We start from the raw sequence: 15,419 nt of genomic DNA, 5'->3' as shown, positions 1-15,419 counted from the left end.
GGGAGGATTGCGCTTGAAAAACTTGTTCACCATTTTCGTATCGCCAACGGAAACGTTCCAAAGGGTCAGGGAAAAAAGCAAGACGGCATGGATTTTTCCTTTAATCTTGCTAATGGTAGTATCCACGGTGGCGATTTATCTGCAACTGCCGGCCATGGAGCAGGCGACCATGGATGCTTTGAAAAAGCAAGGGCTGGTCGATCCAAGTAATATTGACAGCATTGTGGCCTCTACTAATGTCGTCTCCATAGTCACGACGCCGCTGAGTATTGTGGCCATGATTTTTGTCGGAGCCCTGCTGTATGTGCTTCTGAACCTGATTGTCCGGGGTGAGGCCAAGTACATGCAACTGGTAACTATGATGTCCTACGCGGCTTTGCCCGGGATGCTTGGCAGCTTGCTCGCCGGAATTATGGTATATGCCACCGAAGCGAAGGCGGTCACGGACGTTTCGATCAGCCTGGCCGCCCTCGTATCGGATAAGACAAGTATGTTGTATTACGTTTTGACGCTGAGTAATCCGTTCGCTATCTGGGGCTTGGTCCTCTATGTGATCGGCGCTTCGGTGATGATGAAACGGCCGCGAAAGACGGTTGGCATGTGGATTGTCGGCACCTGGCTCGTGTTTTCACTAGGCTCGTTGTTGTTCGTTTGACCAGAGAATAGGATAGGGTGATGGAAGTGTTAAAGCGAAAGTGGATTTGGGGACTGATTCTTGGATTAATCGTAATCGGCCTGGTTCTCGTCAACCTGGTGAACATAAAACGGGCAACACCGGTGAAGACCGCCGAAGTTGCAGAAGGATTGATCGTAGAGGAGATATACACCAATGGCAAGCTGGAGCCGGAGAAGACGACGGAGGTATATTCTCCGGCCAGCGGGGTCATAGGAGAGTTAAGCGTCAAACTGGGCGATTCCGTGACCAAAGGCCAAGTTCTGTTGACGCTCAAGATGGACGAAATCAAGGAACAATTGGAGAAAGAGCGCCTGAATCTGCAACTGGCGGAATCCGAGCGGCTTCAAGCTAAAAAACAGCATTTCGAGAACTTTAAAAAGCTGATGAGCGAGGACCCCGGGCTGGAAGTGGAGGAACTGGATTTAACGGCCTATGATCTGCGCATTCAAAGCAGCAGGCTAACGATTGAATCTCTGGAGAGAAGACTGGAGCACAGCGCCGTGCATGCGACCGTCGACGGAGTCGTTACCGGACTAGCCGTGAATGAGGGCCAGCTCATTGCCGAAGGAAGCGGAATTGTCTCCATCTCCGATTTGTCGGCCTACAAGGTTCGCGCTTATCTGAATGAACTGGATGCCGGTAAAGCTGCCGTCGGGATGAAGGCTGTCGTTACCGGCGAATCCATCGCAGAGACCTATGACGGTGAGGTGACTTATTTGGCCCCGACGGCGGAGGTCGTGGATCCCGCTTCGAAGGATGCCTCAGTAGAAATGACGGTAGGTCTGAAATCCGCGTCGCCTGAGCTTCGTTCCGGCTACAATGTGACGATCGCCATGGAAATTCCGGACAAGCCGCGGCTTCTCGTTCCGATCGGTGCTGTACAGTACGAGGGGGATCAGGCCTTTGTGTTCGTTGTTGAGGAAGACAAAGCCGTCCAAGTGCCCGTCACAACCGGCAAGGAGGGCGAGGAACAGATCGAAATCGTAAACGGAGCCGACAAAGGAGAGCGGATCGTGGTGGAAGGCGCGGATTCTCTCCGGGACGGCGACAAGGTGGCCATCCAATGATTACTCTGGCGGACATCACTAAAGTTTACAAAAATGGACCGCTCGAAGTGGAAGCACTAAGCCAGATCAATCTGCAGGTCGAACGTGGCGAGTTCGTAGCCATTATGGGGACTTCGGGCTCCGGCAAATCGACGCTGATGAATATTATCGGATGCCTGGACGTACCGACCTCCGGCAGTTATGTGCTCGACGGGGAGGAAGTCCATATGCTGAATGAGGATGACCTTGCCCGGGTTCGCAACCGCAAGATCGGTTTTGTATTTCAGAGCTTCAATCTGCTGGGAAGGCAAACGGTATTGCAAAATGTGACGCTGCCGATGATGTACGCAGGGATTTCTCGGGAAAAGCGGAACGAGCGGGCGCTGGAACTGTTGGAAAAGGTGGGGCTTAAGGATCGGGTGAAGCATCGGCCGACCGAGTTGTCCGGCGGACAGAAGCAGCGGGTAGCGATCGCCCGCGCTTTGACGATGGATGCTCCCATCCTGCTCGCGGATGAACCGACCGGGAATCTGGATACGAAATCCTCCCATGACATCATGGCCTTGTTCAAAGAGATTCACCAGGAAGGGACGACGATTGTTCTGGTCACGCATGAGCCGGATATCGCGGAACATGCGGACCGCGTGCTGCTGTTCGGAGACGGCAAACTGCTTAAGGATACGCGCAAGGGAAGTGCCCGCCTATGAGCATTTGGGAAAGCGTATGGGTCGCCCTGGATAATTTGCGGATGAATAAGCTGCGCTCTTTTTTGACGATGATCGGCATTGTGTTCGGGGTCGCTGCGGTTGTTACGGTGGTGTCTATCGGGCAGGCGGGGCAATCCTCCATTATTTCGATGGTTTCCAATTATGAAGACGGCTATTTTGTAATTTATCCGAATTATAATGATGAAAGTAATGTGGAGAAGGCCGATTTCCGGCTGCGGGATATAGCTGAAGTACGCAAGGTTCCGGGCATTCGTTATGTCTCTGCCTCCCTTGGCTATGGGGTGACGACGAAGCTGAAGCAAGATAAGCTGCGCTTCACCTTAACGGGAACTACCTCGGAGATGCCCAAAATGCAAAAGCTGGATATCACGGCGGGCAGATTTTTTAGCGCCCAGGAGGAAAGAGGCAGACAGAAAGTCATTGTGGCCGACGCAAAATATGCGGAGAAGGCGTTTGGCTCGGCAAGAGGAGCCGTCGGCAGAAGAGTCGTTCTGGGGAACGATACGTTCCGCATTATCGGCGTATACAAGACGGAGGAGAATATCTTGAGCGGGATGGAAGGAGAAAGGTATTCCGGGTATGTGCCTATCACGGCGGTTTCATTTGGAGAAGCCGGGGATAACGGGCGGCTCGGGATGCTGGAGATCGTAGCTTCCTCCCCGGATCAAATGGAAGGGACGATGAAGACCCTTAAGAGTTGGCTGGCCGACAGGAAAAACGTGGAGCCGGATTCCTACTTGACCGAAAGCGGAAAAGACGCGGAAAAGATGGTATCCAGCACATTTTCTATCTTACAGACGATCATCGGATCGATTGCGGGAATTTCCCTTCTTGTCGGAGGAATCGGCGTCATGAACATCATGCTCGTTTCGGTCACGGAGCGGACGCGTGAGATCGGGATCCGCAAGGCGATCGGAGCCACGCCGGGTACGATTATGCTTCAGTTTATGATTGAAGCGGTCATCCTTTCATTTATCGGGGGAACGGTGGGAGCCTTGCTGGGATTGTTTGCCGCGTATCTGTTCAGCCTAATTTCGGGCTGGCCCTTCGTGGTGTCCCTCTGGGCGATCCTGCTGGCATTCGGATTTTCGGCGGCGGTGGGCATTTTCTTCGGCCTGTATCCAGCTAACAAAGCTTCCAAGCTGCATCCGATCGAATCGCTGCGCTATGAATGATATTCCGGAAGCATGAATAACGAGCGAAAGACCAAAAAAATGACGGTGCTATGGAGATGATGATCCATGCACCGTCATTTTATATTTTTGTGTTATCCGCTAATGCCGGCTTCTTGTTCGTTATTGCTTGGTTGAGGGCTGAACAGGAATGTAGATATCCATCTGCTGGCCTTTGTCAGGCCAGCACCGCTGATCATACCATTCAAAGTCGGGAGCGTAAGCCTGTTCGTATCCGGAAGTGGGGAACCACTCGCTAAAAATCTTGTTCCAGGTTGACTGGATGGAGTCGGTGAAATCCGCTCGATCGGCCGGCGGGGTCGTAAAGATGGCGTAGGTCGCCTCCGGGATGGTGAGCTCCACCATTCCTTCCGGTACCTCGGTCTTGTCGTCGGTCTCAAAACCGATGATGTAGCGGAAAGTGCCGTCTTCGTCCATGGTAGTACAAACGCCGAGCTCTACCTCGGGACGTTTTTTGCCGGGCACATTGGCGCCCAATTGATCCCGTATGTAAGCTTGCCAGAAGGCCGGGATTTCCGTGTTGTTCTGTCCGTCCGTCGTGGTCGTTTGAATCGCGTATCCGATGATTCTCATTGCCGGACAAGTCTCAATCCGATATTCCATATGAAATTCTCCCCGTTCCAAATAGATTTGTTCATCGAATAGATCATGCGCCTCGAATCTGGCGACGAGAAAAGGGGGACGCCCCAGTCTGCGGCAGGCCGACGGTAAAATGCCGTACATTTTGCGGAAAGCTCTAGTAAAAGCCTCGTGGGAACCGAAGCCACATTCCAGCGCAATGTCGATCACTTTCTTGTTGCTGAAGGCAAGCAGCTCCGCCGCTTTGGAGAGACGGCGTTTCCTGATGTACGAGGTAACCGTATCCCCGACCAGATGAAGAAAGGTACGATGGAAATGATACTCCGAATAATGCATTGCCTGAGACACCCCCTTCAGGGTCAAATCCTCATCAAGCCGCGATTCGATATACTCGATGCTTTGCTGAATGATTTCAACATTGTTCATGAACTTCCTCCAGACCGGTCTATGTGTTAAGTATAGGGGGTGAGGGAGCCGCTAGCTTGATCATTCTTGCTCTCCGGAATGGCGATGGGAAGAAGGCGCGTTTCCGGAAATCTTGGAAATGAAGGAGAGTGTGGCTTCAAGCGCCGCATGGAAAGGCTCCGTAAAACCTTGAAAAGGATGAACGGTTCCAAAGGTATGGTTGCCGCCCGGGATCTCTATCCAGGTGATGTCGGGCCGCAGGGAGACTAGTTCCGCGGAGCCCTTGCGCAAATGGGCGCCGTCTTCGGAGCCTTGGATCAGAATGACGGGGAAATCGGAGCCGCGGGCCATCCGCCCTAAAAGATCGAACCGTTCCCGCTGCCGGTCAAGATCGTCGAGGATTATTTTGTCGAGAGGCATTTGCTGTCCGGTACGTCCGTTGACCACATAGCTGCGGCCGGTCCGGGTCATCTCTTCCTTCTGTTTGTCGCTGAGCAAGTCAAGGTTCGTGATCCCGTTCCACGAGATGACGCCCTGAACCTGGCCGGGATGGTCGAGCGCATGGATGAGGCAGACACCGGCACCCTTGCTATGGCCGAGCAGGAATAGGGGGAGTCCGGCATAACTTGGGTCAGACTGTAGGTAGGTAATAAGCTCGTCCAGATCGGTTAACTCCCGGTCATAGGTATTCACGGCGAATTTCTCGAGTTCGGTGAACTCCTCGGGTTGGCTGCCGATGCCGTTATGGGAAAAATTGAAGGTGATGACTTCATGATGGCGGCTTAAATATTCCGCGGCATGGGGAAACATTCCCCAGTCTTTAAACCCTTTATATCCATGGGCGATGACAATCAGGGCCGCCGGGCCCGCAGGCTCCTGGGCGGGAAAGCGGGAGCATCTTAACAGATGACCACCGTTTAAGGGGATTTCAAAATCGATCGGCATAAGCTTGTCTCTCCTTTTCTATTTGGGAGTTGTCGTTATGCTGCAGAATAGCTTCATTATAACATAGGGAGGGCGCCGGACTCGCGTCGTGGTGGCTTCCCTGTTACAATGGGAATGTAAGTTGGAAGCAATAGAACAGTCCTTTTAATTATGAATCTCTAAGTGTGAGTTCAAAAAGTCAGGTTTTCAGGACCAAGAAGGTTGGATGAAGTTAGGGACTGAGTAGCGGAGCGTACATGGGTACGAGAGCAACGGAAGGCCCGGCTGAATTCAAGATTCGACGTCGAATCCACTTCGTGATCTGCTTCGTCGTAGAAAAATGACTTTTTGAACAACCTCTATAAGGAAGCGTATTGAGGAAGAGGGGCAGCCTTTTGATATATGGTATCGGTCATGATGTGGTGGAAATCGGACGCATGCAACGCATGCTGGAGGGAAAAGCGGGGGACAAGCTGAAGCAGCGGGTATTGACGCCGGAAGAGCTGAAGCTTCCGGGATGCAGTGCGCGTCCTGCTGAGTTCCTGTCCGGGCGGTTTGCCGCCAAGGAAGCTTTAAGTAAGGCGTTTGGCTGCGGCATTGGCAGCAAGCTGGGCTTTGTCGATATGGAGATTTTACCTGATGGCCACGGCAAGCCGTATGTGTCGCTATCCGACGGAGCGTGGAATCGGTTAGGATTGTCCCCGGAGCAATACACTGTTCATCTGAGCATTACGCATGAACGCCAACTGGCTTCAGCCTTCGCGGTAGTGGAACGCTTGGATTGAAGCTAATTCATAGATAGATGAATTAAAAGAATGGGATGCAGGCAAGGGAGTAAAATGATTCCGAAGAAGTGGAGCGTTCGCCTTTGGTTCCGGATTTCTGCCTTCTCAGATTCTATAAATTCAAGAAATCTGGAACCAACAGCGATCGAAGGAACATTATACGTACTGGCCCCACATCCATTCAATGGATAGACTGAAATTTAAGGAGAAGAACATGCAGGACAATATAGACAGCAAAACATATTTCAGTACCGAGCTGCTGGAATGGTACGACCGTTCCAAAAGGGATTTGCCTTGGCGCAGACAGCGTGATCCGTATTTGATTTGGGTCTCGGAAATTATGCTTCAACAGACCCGGGTGGACACGGTCATTCCATATTTCCAGCGTTTTATCGAGCGCTTTCCTACACTGAAGGATTTGGCCGAAGCGCCCGAAGAGGATGTGCTCAAATGCTGGGAAGGGCTCGGCTATTATTCACGGGCCCGTAATTTGCAGGCGGCCGCTCGTCAGGTCATGGAGCGGCACGGCGGGGTTGTCCCCGCGAACAAGGCGGATGTGGCCGCGCTTAAGGGCGTCGGTCCTTATACGACCGGCGCGATCTTAAGCATCGCCTTCAATCAGCCCGAGCCGGCGGTGGACGGTAATGTCATGCGGGTGCTCTCCCGTTATTTCCTGATTCGGGACGATATTATGAAGACCGGCACCCGTACGCTGATGGAGGAGCTGGCCGCCGGACTAATTCCCCGGGGACGGGCCTCGGACTTTAACCAGGCGCTGATGGAGCTGGGTGCGTTGGTATGCACGCCCAAATCGCCGCAATGCCTGGTATGCCCGGTTATGGCCCACTGTGCGGCCCGGATTGAGGGCGTGGAGGAGACGCTGCCGGTGAAGAGCAAGGCGAAGCCTCCGCGGCCGGAGTACCGGCTCGTCGCCCTCGTTGAGGGTGACGGGGAGCACGCCGGGCGCGTGCTCGTCCGCCGCCGGCCGGATACGGGGCTGCTCGCACGGATGTGGGAGCTGCCCCACATCCCCGCAGCCGCGATCGCCGGCGAAGGTGCCGGCCTGCCGGACGGGCCGGCCATGGATCGGCTCGCCGCCGAACTGGCCGCCGCGGGAGTGCCCGCCCAGCCGGTGGAAGCGTTCATGGACGCGGAGCATACGTTCAGCCATATCCACTGGAATCTCCGCGTTTTTCGCTTCCATGAAGCGGCCGGGCATGCCGCTGCCGCAGGCTTACCGGGCCTCGGCCTTGCCGCTGCCGAAGCGGGGGCCGCATACGAAACAAGCGGCTCCGTGCTCGAAGATGACTCGGCGGAATACCGCTGGATCAAACCGGAGGACATGGCGGCGCTTGCGTTTCCGAATGTATTTCTACGGATTTTGAAGCAATATTCCCCTCTATGGGGCTAAAGGTTAAAGTTAAAGTCGCTTGCAGCTTAACAAGGCAAAACAAAGGCCGGACGAGGGAAGTAATCCTTCGTCCGGCCTTTTTCGTTCTTTAGCGATTCAAACTTCCTCAGATCATGCGATTCTCCTGATCCTTCATATTATTCTGCTGGTCGGGTTCATGGTGCTTGTCCGGCGAAACCTGGCCATTGTCGACAGGGGTATCTCCGCTGACGCTGCGGGCAAAGTTCGTAAACTGTTGCTTCTGCTTGTCCGCCTCATGCTTGGCCTTAAGCATCTCCTGCGGATCGTTCGTCAAACCATGCTGCTTGTCCGTTGACATGGGAATCCCTCCTGGGGTGGTGTTATTTTGTTGCTGACTCGTAACGCTTGTTTACTTCGTCCCAATTAATGATGTTCCAAAAGGCCGAAATATAATCGGGACGTTTGTTTTGATATTTCAAGTAGTAGGCATGCTCCCAGACGTCCAACCCCAAAATGGGAGTCAGACCCTCAGATAGCGGGTTGTCCTGATTCGGGGTACTGGTGATCGCAAGTTTTCCGTCCTTACCGACGACCAGCCAAGCCCATCCGCTGCCGAAGCGGGTAGTTGCCGCCTTTGTAAAATCTTCTTTAAATTTGTCGAATCCGCCCAAGTCGCGATCGATGGCTTCGGCAACGGCTCCGGTGGGGGCACCGCCGCCGCCCGGCCCTATGATCTGCCAGAACAAGGTATGGTTGGCATGGCCACCGCCATTGTTGCGAACCGCGGTGCGTATATTTTCAGGTACGCTGTTCAGGTCTGAAATCAACTCTTCCACGCTTTTGCTTTGCAGCTCCGGCGCCTGCTCAAGAGCGGCATTCAGATTGGTAACGTACGTATTATGGTGCCGGTCATGATGAATATTCATTGTCTGCTCGTCAATATGAGGTTCCAGCGCGTTTGCAGGATAGGGAAGGTCGGGCAATTCATGAGCCATGTTCGTTGTACCTCCAAGTTTTAATTTTAGTAATGGATTGTTTGTGGATCATTAAACTATTACCCTTTTCGGGGATGAGCTAACGAAATGTAAACCGGGGTTTAACAATCCTATTATTGGAAAATAGTCAGAAATTATGCATTTTCATTTCCAATATTAGAAAAATATTTTAAAAAAATAAATGTAAACGCTTCATATAAAGCGCTTTCAGAAGAAAAATGGTGTATTCGGGAGATAATTATGGTTTAATGGACAAGAAAGCAGTTTTTTCTCGATTTTTGTCTGGATTCAATTATTCGGTTGATGTAAAAACGTCAGCCGTCCATTTTACATGAATCTATCATGTGTAGAGAAAAGGGAGATCATAGCATGCGTATTCGTTCCTTCCAATTGAGTGATGTTAATCAAGTGATGGAGCTTTTGCAGGTAGCCTTAATGGAGGATTGCTACGAAGACACGAAACGGGCTTTTGCCAGACAGCTGTCTTGGGACTCGGAATTGATTATGATAGCTGAGTCGGAGGATGGCGAAATTGTAGGTACGTTGATCGGAACGATCGACCAAAATACGGGGTTCATCTATCGTACCGTCGTTCATCCGGATTACCGCCGTCAAGGAGTAGGCAAAAATCTCGTAACTGCTATGGAACAGCGATTCGGGCAGTACAATATTCGCCAAATTATGATTGCCGGAGACCCGCACAACAAAGCGATTGCCCCGTTGTATGAAGCTATGGGCTACGGCGCAAGCAAATTTCTGGAGGCATTCCAGAAGCTTGGTATCGCTGCGGTAAGCTCGTTGTCCGGATCCAGATAAAGAAGGAATTATTCGATCTTGCTAATTTTTGCAGGACTTAAGCATATCTTCCGCCCGTTGCAAATGGGTGCAGGATATGCTTTTCTATTATTAGATCATTTTTAAAATGTTATTGATGAGGTGCTTCATGGAACCGATGACTTCTCCTCCGACCGAGGAGGATATGATAGAGAAGGAACAGGCGGGTAACGCTTCCGCTGAGGAAACGGTACAGGCCAATAGAGGCTGGGCGACAGAGCTCTGGGATTTGCTCAAGACGGTGGCGATCGCATTCGTAATTATGCTGCTGCTGAATGTATTTGTGTTCAACCTGTCCATGGTAAAAGGGCAGTCGATGGAACCGACGCTGGAGGAGCAGGAAAGACTGTTTGTAGACAAAATCGTTTACTGGTTTACGCCGCCTCACGCCGGCGATGTCGTGGTGCTCCGGGATCCGAGCACAGGCCCCGACAAAAAGCCGTTTCTAGTCAAGCGGGTGATTGCCGTGCCCGGACAAACGGTGGAAATCCGCGGCAGCGAGCTGCTGGTTGACGGACAGCCGCAGAGCGAGCCTTATACCGATACGGCGATTGAAGACAGCAACCTGGCTCCGGTGACATTGGGAAAAGACGAATATTTTGTCATGGGGGATAATCGTCACGCCGGACAGAGCAAAGATAGCCGTTACTTCGGCAACGTAAATAAGAAGGATATCGTGGGCCGGGCGGAATTCGTCTTTTGGCCGATTACCAAGATAAGAGGTTTGTAATACCAAAGAAAGAGAAAATGGTGGAGGTTATTTCGTGAAGGAAATTATGATTTATACGGACGGTGCCTGTTCGGGAAACCCGGGACCGGGAGGATGGGGCGCCGTGCTTCTGTATAACGGTCATCGAAAGGAACTGTCCGGCGGCGAGCCGATGACAACGAATAACCGGATGGAGATTCAGGCCGTCATTTCGGCGCTGAGTTCTCTTAAGGAGCCATGCAAGGTTAAGGTTTACAGCGACTCCGCCTATGTGGTCAACTGCTTCCAGCAAGGCTGGATTCACGGTTGGATGAAGAACGGCTGGAAGAACAGCAAGAAACAGCCGGTAGAGAATAAGGAGCTTTGGCAGGAATTGTGGCGGTTGATGGGAATTCATGAAGTTGAATACGTTAAAGTCAAAGGCCACAGCGATAACGAGCTCAACAATCATTGCGACCTGCTCGCGCGGGAAGCGATTAAACGTTTGTCCTCGAAATAACGGGAGAATAAATCACCTTAGAATGACGCAAAAAGGAGGTTGTGACGATGGCGAAGGCCGAACAAAACCTAATGGCCAAAGACGGGGCGACGGGCCGGTCCGTATGGGAAGAGCTAAAGCGGGAAATCAAGGAAGCCGCGCCGTCGCTCGGCATCGATGACATCGGGTTTGCTGCCGCAGACCCGTTTTTATCGTTGAAGTCCATTTTGCAGGACCGGCGGGATAAAGGATACGAATCCGGCTTTGAAGAACCGGATCTGGACAAGAGAATCTATCCCGAACTGTCACTGGAACAGCCGGCATCGCTTATATCTATTGCAGTCGCTTATCCGTCCAAAATGGAAAATCCGCCGAAGTCGGAGCCGGGGAGCCGCCGGGGAATTCTCGCCAGATCAGCATGGGGACTAGACTACCACCAGGTTCTCCGGGAGGCCATGGCGAAGCTCGAAGCGTTTATCGCCGAGCGTGTACCGGAGGCGCGCATTGAGAGCATGGTCGATACCGGGGCCTTATCGGACCGGGCGGTGGCCGAGCGTGCGGGGATCGGCTTTTCCGGAAAGAACTGTGCGATCATCTCGCCCAAATGGGGTTCTTGGATTTACCTTGGAGAATTGATCACGAGCATTCCCTTTCCTCCGGATACGCCGGTGACAGAGGATTGCGGGGATTGTACGAAATGCCTGGATGCCTGCCCGACGGGGGCATTGGTCGGACCGGGACAATTGAATGCGCAGCGGTGCATTTCTTTTCTTACTCAGACCAAAGGATTTGTGGAAGAAGAATTCATGGTGAAAATCGGCAACCGGCTTTACGGCTGCGATACATGCCAGGTTGTTTGCCCTAAGAACAAAGGGAAGTCCTGGTATCATCGCCCCGAGCTGCAGCCCGATCCGGAAACGGTGAAGCCGCTCCTGCTGCCCATCCTTGACCTCAGCAACCGGGAATTTAAAGAACGATTCGGAAACAGCGCTGCTGCCTGGAGAGGTAAGAAGCCGATTCAACGAAATGCGGTAATCGCGCTCGGGAACTTCAAAGATCTGTCCTCCGTGCCGAAATTAATAGATATAATGGATAACGATCCCCGCCCGGTTTTGCGGGGAACCGCAGCTTGGGCTTTAAGCCGTATCGGAGGACAAGAAGCGCTGGCGGCGGTGATAAAAGCTGCCGGAAGCGAGGCCGATCCGGAAGTGCTTGAACGGCTGGAGGCAGCCCGCGCCAAACTGGAAGAGATCGTTACCTAGGGGGATAAGACATGAGATTCATAAGCGTTGAGGATATCGAACCGGGTCAACTTTTAGGCAAGACGGTATATTCCGCGAACGGGACTGTGCTCCTTTCGGCGGGCATTCAGCTGACGGTCTATATGATCAATACGCTGAAACGGATCGGTGTTACGATGCTTTACATCAAGGATCCCGACTATGAAGATATCGAGATTGAAGATGTATTAAGCGAATCGACGAAACAGGCGGTATTCCGTGAAATGAGCGAGACGCTGGAAGCGGTCCGGTCGGGCAAGGAATGGAATCCACGTAAAATCAGCGCGTCCGTCGATCACCTGCTGGAGGATGTCCTCAATCATAAAGAGGTGATGGTCCAACTGACGGAGATTCGCACGGCCGACAATGCGGCATATCTGCATGCCGTCAATGTATGTCTCGTGTCCGCGATGATCGGGCTTAATCTGGGACTTAATTTTGGCCAATTGAAAGATCTGGCTATCGGAGCGCTTCTTCATGACATCGGGAAAAGCAAACCGCTGCCCGAGGATGCCGATCCGGAGGACTTGAAGCTGCACCACGCCTGGCGGGGGTTTGAAATTCTCAAGCATAAGCGGGAGTTTAACCTGCTCATCGCGCATACCGCCCTTCAGCATCATGAACGACTGAATGGGACAGGCTTGCCAAGGGGATTGAATAAGGAAGAGATACATCTGTTTCCCAAAATTGTGGCAGCGGCCAATATGTACGATAATCTCATCGGCGGCGGGGGGAGCGGAGGACAGCGTCCGATGCTGCCTCACGAGGCATGCGAGCAACTGATGGCTTGCTCCGAACAAACGCTTGACCGCGACGTTCTGGTGGAGTTTACCCGTATCGTGTCGGTGTATCCGAATGGTACGGCGGTTCGGCTTTCGACCAAGGAGACGGGGGTTGTCGTCAGCCAGCATCGCGGTTTACCCGGACGTCCGTCCGTTAGAGTCATACGGGGCTCGGGAGAGGATATGGAAGTTAAAGAAGTGGATTTGGCGACGGAAACGACGGTGTTTATCGAAGCGGTTCTGGCTTGAATCGCATCTTCTTGAATGCTATGATATGTTGAGTGCGCTAGCTGTATAGCTTGGCGCCAGAAGATTGAGATTGATACAGGGGTGGCTTAAGCAATGGATATCGTAATTCCTATTATTACGTTAATCGTCGGTTTGGTCGGCGGCTTTGCAATCGGGGTCTTTTATTTGCGCAGACAACTGACGAAGATGCAGTCTGATCCGCAAATGCTGCAAAAGATGGCGAAGCAAATGGGGTATAATTTAAACGGCAAGCAAATGCAGAAAGCCCAGCAAATGATGAAGAACCAGGGTCAAATGCCTCCAGCAGGAGGAAAACGCAAGAAAAAGTAATGCCGCTGTATCATGGTGGCTGAATGAATCGAAAGGAGGAGGCGCTGAAATGGCTGGAGTAAAAGATTATGTCAACTCTCGAGTGGGAGACAACCGGGAACAGATTGAGCATCACGTGCGCGAGATTCTTAAGTTGGTCGGGGAAGATGTGGAGCGGGAAGGACTGCTCGAAACGCCGGCGAGGGTAACCCGGATGTACGAGGAAATCTTCGGCGGATATGAAGTCGATCCCCGGGACGTGCTTGGAGTTACGTTTGAAGAGAACCATGAGGAGCTCGTTATCGTAAAGGATATCGTATATTACAGCCAATGCGAGCACCATATGGCGCCTTTCTTCGGGAAAGTGCATATTGGATACATTCCGAGCGGGAAGATCGCCGGGCTCAGCAAGCTGGCTCGTCTGGTGGAAGCGGTAACCCGCCGTCTGCAGGTGCAGGAGCGTATTACGTCGCAAATCGCCGACATTATGGACGAGGTCCTCAAGCCTCAAGGCGTAATGGTTGTCGTTGAAGGAGAACACTTGTGCATGTGCGCCCGGGGTATCAAGAAGCCGGGAAGCAAGACGGTTACTTCGGCGGTTCGGGGAACCTTCCGTACGGAAGCTGCTTCGCGGGCGGAATTTCTGTCCTTGATTAAAGAGTAAGAAGTGCATTTGAAATTTGAATAGATCGCACAAGAATGGCAGCCGTTAATACGGCTGCCATTTTAGTTGCTTCGCTTTTCCATACCGCTCCGCGACGGCTGGCCAATAGACGACGTTCCACCAGTCGCTGATATAATCCTTGCGATTGTTCTGATGCTTCAGATAATAAGCGTGTTCCCATACGTCAAGCGGGAGGAGAGGGACGACGTCCCATTGCGACAGGTTCTGATGCTTCTCCGCCGTGAGAATTTCCAGTCGATGGCTGCGCGGGCTCCAGACAAGGATGGCCCAGCCGCCGCCCTCGACCTTTTCCGCAGCGCTGGAGAATTGCTTATGAAAGGCGTCGTAGCTGCCGAAGTCGCGTTTGATCTGCTCCATCAGCTCGCCTTCAGGCTTTCCGCCGCCTTGGGGGTTCATGATATCCCAGAAGATCGTATGCAGGTAATGGCCCGCGCCATTGAAGGCAAGCTCCCGCTCCCAATGTTTGACTAGATCGAAATTACCGGATTTACGGGCGTCCTGAAGTTTTTTCTCCGCTTTATTTAAATCGTCCACATAGGTTTTATGATGCTTGTCGTGATGGATGCGCATCGTTGTTTCATCGATGTAGGGCTCAAGCGCATTGTAAGGATAGGGCAACGGAGGGAGCGTGTGGCCGCCAATTGGGACGGGACGGCTGTTGATCAGGGCTTGCTCCGATTCCGTTTCACTCTTCGGATCCTTGTCGTTCCGGTCAAATTGCTGAACCTGGGCGAGAGACATAGTGGCCGGGGGTTGGTGACTGGCCGAAGGAATATCATCTTGCTGTGCGGAACCGGAAATGACGGCAGCCTGCTCCTGTTCCGGCCGGTAAGGGCCAAGGAACGGGTGGGCCTCGGCCATGCTGTTCGCAATTTGTCCCGGACGATTGAGCGTTTCCAGCACACCGAGGAAATATTCCGACTCGCGGATGATATGAAGCAGGACGGTTTTCGCAAGGGGGACGGACTTAGCGGCAGCGCTCTGGTCGAGAATGATATACAGCTGGCGGATAAATTCCTGGGATTGCCGGAACGATGCTCCCAGTAATCTTTCGGTCTCCTTGATCAGCCAGGGGTCGCAGGCTGCTTCTTTGGAGGAAACGCCGAATTGGAGCAGCTGATCTGCCGCCTGTTGGGTAGAGGCAAATACCTGCTTCCATTCGTCCAGCAGTTTAACGAAGTTCGGCTCCAAACCGGGAACAATCGCTTTGATGACATCGGTATGCTCGGTCTCCTGTTCTTTCCAGAAACGAATCTCTTCCAAAATGCGGACAGGCAAATAAGGCCCGTAAACAAACAGCATCGGGTTAAACCTCCTCGGAATGTATCGTTGTGTACATTGTATTCCGGGGATGGCCTGGCCTATGCCATTCGAAACGGGCCTTTATGCT

Annotated in this window: 17 protein-coding genes and 1 pseudogene; 13 read left to right on the top strand and 5 right to left on the bottom strand. The window is 52.5% G+C overall.

The window, feature by feature from the left end; genetic code table 11:
* Window positions 1-13 precede the first annotated feature (13 nt).
* From KB559_RS18435 to KB559_RS18420, 4 genes are read left to right on the top strand one after another with little or no spacing between them, the layout of a single operon-like run.
* Window positions 14-655 carry a YIP1 family protein gene (locus KB559_RS18435; RefSeq protein ID WP_211023724.1) on the top strand — a complete coding sequence of 214 codons (642 nt, stop codon included), beginning with the start codon at window positions 14-16 and terminating at the stop codon, window positions 653-655.
* A gap of 20 nt (window positions 656-675) precedes the next feature.
* Complete coding sequence (locus KB559_RS18430; RefSeq protein ID WP_247681940.1) at window positions 676-1,743, top strand: efflux RND transporter periplasmic adaptor subunit; 1,068 nt, start codon at window positions 676-678, stop codon at window positions 1,741-1,743.
* Complete coding sequence (locus KB559_RS18425; protein WP_211023720.1) at window positions 1,740-2,429, top strand: ABC transporter ATP-binding protein; 690 nt, start codon at window positions 1,740-1,742, stop codon at window positions 2,427-2,429. Before KB559_RS18430 ends, KB559_RS18425 begins: the two co-directional genes overlap by 4 nt.
* A complete protein-coding gene (locus tag KB559_RS18420) occupies window positions 2,426-3,625 on the top strand; it encodes an ABC transporter permease (protein WP_211023718.1) in 1,200 nt (399 codons plus the stop codon). Before KB559_RS18425 ends, KB559_RS18420 begins: the two co-directional genes overlap by 4 nt.
* 120 nt (window positions 3,626-3,745) lie before the next feature.
* Here KB559_RS18420 and KB559_RS18415 read toward each other — a convergent pair whose 3' ends face one another.
* Together KB559_RS18415 and KB559_RS18410 are read right to left on the bottom strand one after the other, a co-directional pair.
* Window positions 3,746-4,648: an AraC family transcriptional regulator gene (locus KB559_RS18415; protein WP_211023716.1), complete on the bottom strand. Its 903-nt coding sequence runs from the start codon at window positions 4,646-4,648 to the stop codon at window positions 3,746-3,748.
* A 60-nt stretch (window positions 4,649-4,708) separates the two neighbouring features.
* On the bottom strand, window positions 4,709-5,572 hold the full coding sequence (locus KB559_RS18410; protein ID WP_211023714.1) for an alpha/beta hydrolase: 864 nt from the start codon (window positions 5,570-5,572) through the stop codon (window positions 4,709-4,711).
* A 374-nt stretch (window positions 5,573-5,946) separates the two neighbouring features.
* On the opposite strand from KB559_RS18410, the gene acpS reads away from it, so the two are divergent.
* Complete coding sequence (gene acpS, locus KB559_RS18405; RefSeq protein WP_211023712.1) at window positions 5,947-6,336, top strand: holo-ACP synthase; 390 nt, start codon at window positions 5,947-5,949, stop codon at window positions 6,334-6,336.
* A gap of 184 nt (window positions 6,337-6,520) precedes the next feature.
* On the top strand, window positions 6,521-7,747 hold the full coding sequence (mutY, locus tag KB559_RS18400) for an A/G-specific adenine glycosylase (RefSeq protein ID WP_481856469.1): 1,227 nt from the start codon (window positions 6,521-6,523) through the stop codon (window positions 7,745-7,747).
* A 106-nt stretch (window positions 7,748-7,853) separates the two neighbouring features.
* Here the strand turns inward: mutY and KB559_RS18395 are convergent, their stop codons facing one another.
* Both KB559_RS18395 and KB559_RS18390 read right to left on the bottom strand, forming a co-directional pair.
* Window positions 7,854-8,066, bottom strand: a complete 213-nt coding sequence (locus tag KB559_RS18395; protein WP_211023710.1) for a hypothetical protein — start codon at window positions 8,064-8,066, stop codon at window positions 7,854-7,856.
* 22 nt (window positions 8,067-8,088) lie between these two features.
* Window positions 8,089-8,703, bottom strand: coding sequence for a superoxide dismutase (locus KB559_RS18390; protein ID WP_211023708.1), 615 nt, complete (start codon window positions 8,701-8,703; stop codon window positions 8,089-8,091).
* A 369-nt stretch (window positions 8,704-9,072) separates the two neighbouring features.
* On the opposite strand from KB559_RS18390, the gene KB559_RS18385 reads away from it, so the two are divergent.
* The 7 genes and pseudogenes from KB559_RS18385 (at window position 9,073) to folE (ending at window position 14,008) form a co-directional block, all read left to right on the top strand.
* Window positions 9,073-9,519 carry a GNAT family N-acetyltransferase gene (locus KB559_RS18385; protein WP_211023706.1) on the top strand — a complete coding sequence of 149 codons (447 nt, stop codon included), beginning with the start codon at window positions 9,073-9,075 and terminating at the stop codon, window positions 9,517-9,519.
* A 127-nt stretch (window positions 9,520-9,646) separates the two neighbouring features.
* A complete protein-coding gene (lepB, locus tag KB559_RS18380; protein ID WP_247681939.1) occupies window positions 9,647-10,267 on the top strand; it encodes a signal peptidase I in 621 nt (206 codons plus the stop codon).
* A 34-nt stretch (window positions 10,268-10,301) separates the two neighbouring features.
* Window positions 10,302-10,745 (top strand): ribonuclease HI, encoded by a 444-nt coding sequence (rnhA, locus tag KB559_RS18375; RefSeq protein ID WP_211023704.1) that lies wholly within the window; start codon window positions 10,302-10,304, stop codon window positions 10,743-10,745.
* A gap of 47 nt (window positions 10,746-10,792) precedes the next feature.
* Window positions 10,793-11,974 (top strand): annotated as a pseudogene (queG, locus tag KB559_RS18370) (tRNA epoxyqueuosine(34) reductase QueG); the annotation flags it as partial.
* A gap of 23 nt (window positions 11,975-11,997) precedes the next feature.
* Window positions 11,998-13,035: an HD-GYP domain-containing protein gene (locus tag KB559_RS18365; protein ID WP_211023702.1), complete on the top strand. Its 1,038-nt coding sequence runs from the start codon at window positions 11,998-12,000 to the stop codon at window positions 13,033-13,035.
* 93 nt (window positions 13,036-13,128) lie between these two features.
* Complete coding sequence (locus KB559_RS18360) at window positions 13,129-13,365, top strand: YneF family protein (RefSeq protein WP_211023700.1); 237 nt, start codon at window positions 13,129-13,131, stop codon at window positions 13,363-13,365.
* 49 nt (window positions 13,366-13,414) lie between these two features.
* Entirely contained in the window at window positions 13,415-14,008 is a 594-nt protein-coding gene (gene folE, locus KB559_RS18355; RefSeq protein ID WP_211023698.1) for a GTP cyclohydrolase I FolE, read from the top strand.
* Between the two features lie 45 nt (window positions 14,009-14,053).
* Here the strand turns inward: folE and KB559_RS18350 are convergent, their stop codons facing one another.
* Complete coding sequence (locus KB559_RS18350) at window positions 14,054-15,331, bottom strand: Fe-Mn family superoxide dismutase (protein ID WP_211023696.1); 1,278 nt, start codon at window positions 15,329-15,331, stop codon at window positions 14,054-14,056.
* Window positions 15,332-15,419 lie beyond the last annotated feature (88 nt).

It is taken from the genome of Paenibacillus sp. Marseille-P2973, from assembly GCF_018101095.1.
In the GTDB taxonomy this organism is placed as follows: Bacteria; Bacillota; Bacilli; order Paenibacillales; family Paenibacillaceae; genus Fontibacillus; species Fontibacillus vini.
Note: the sequence above shows the minus strand (reverse complement) of the source record. Positions and strands in the feature narration are given on the sequence as shown.

What these genes read in the sequence shown, in the direction of transcription:
- KB559_RS18395 (WP_211023710.1), bottom strand. Translation starts at nt 8,066, where the DNA reads ATGTCAACGGACAAGCAGCATGGTTTGACGAACGATCCGCAGGAGATG.
- KB559_RS18365 (WP_211023702.1), top strand. Translation starts at nt 11,998, where the DNA reads ATGAGATTCATAAGCGTTGAGGATATCGAACCGGGTCAACTTTTAGGC.
- KB559_RS18410 (WP_211023714.1), bottom strand. Translation starts at nt 5,572, where the DNA reads ATGCCGATCGATTTTGAAATCCCCTTAAACGGTGGTCATCTGTTAAGA.
- mutY (WP_481856469.1), top strand. Translation starts at nt 6,521, where the DNA reads ATGGATAGACTGAAATTTAAGGAGAAGAACATGCAGGACAATATAGAC.
- KB559_RS18360 (WP_211023700.1), top strand. Translation starts at nt 13,129, where the DNA reads ATGGATATCGTAATTCCTATTATTACGTTAATCGTCGGTTTGGTCGGC.
- folE (WP_211023698.1), top strand. Translation starts at nt 13,415, where the DNA reads ATGGCTGGAGTAAAAGATTATGTCAACTCTCGAGTGGGAGACAACCGG.
- KB559_RS18390 (WP_211023708.1), bottom strand. Translation starts at nt 8,703, where the DNA reads ATGGCTCATGAATTGCCCGACCTTCCCTATCCTGCAAACGCGCTGGAA.
- KB559_RS18430 (WP_247681940.1), top strand. Translation starts at nt 676, where the DNA reads ATGGAAGTGTTAAAGCGAAAGTGGATTTGGGGACTGATTCTTGGATTA.
- KB559_RS18350 (WP_211023696.1), bottom strand. Translation starts at nt 15,331, where the DNA reads ATGCTGTTTGTTTACGGGCCTTATTTGCCTGTCCGCATTTTGGAAGAG.
- KB559_RS18385 (WP_211023706.1), top strand. Translation starts at nt 9,073, where the DNA reads ATGCGTATTCGTTCCTTCCAATTGAGTGATGTTAATCAAGTGATGGAG.
- lepB (WP_247681939.1), top strand. Translation starts at nt 9,647, where the DNA reads ATGGAACCGATGACTTCTCCTCCGACCGAGGAGGATATGATAGAGAAG.
- KB559_RS18415 (WP_211023716.1), bottom strand. Translation starts at nt 4,648, where the DNA reads ATGAACAATGTTGAAATCATTCAGCAAAGCATCGAGTATATCGAATCG.
- KB559_RS18425 (WP_211023720.1), top strand. Translation starts at nt 1,740, where the DNA reads ATGATTACTCTGGCGGACATCACTAAAGTTTACAAAAATGGACCGCTC.
- KB559_RS18420 (WP_211023718.1), top strand. Translation starts at nt 2,426, where the DNA reads ATGAGCATTTGGGAAAGCGTATGGGTCGCCCTGGATAATTTGCGGATG.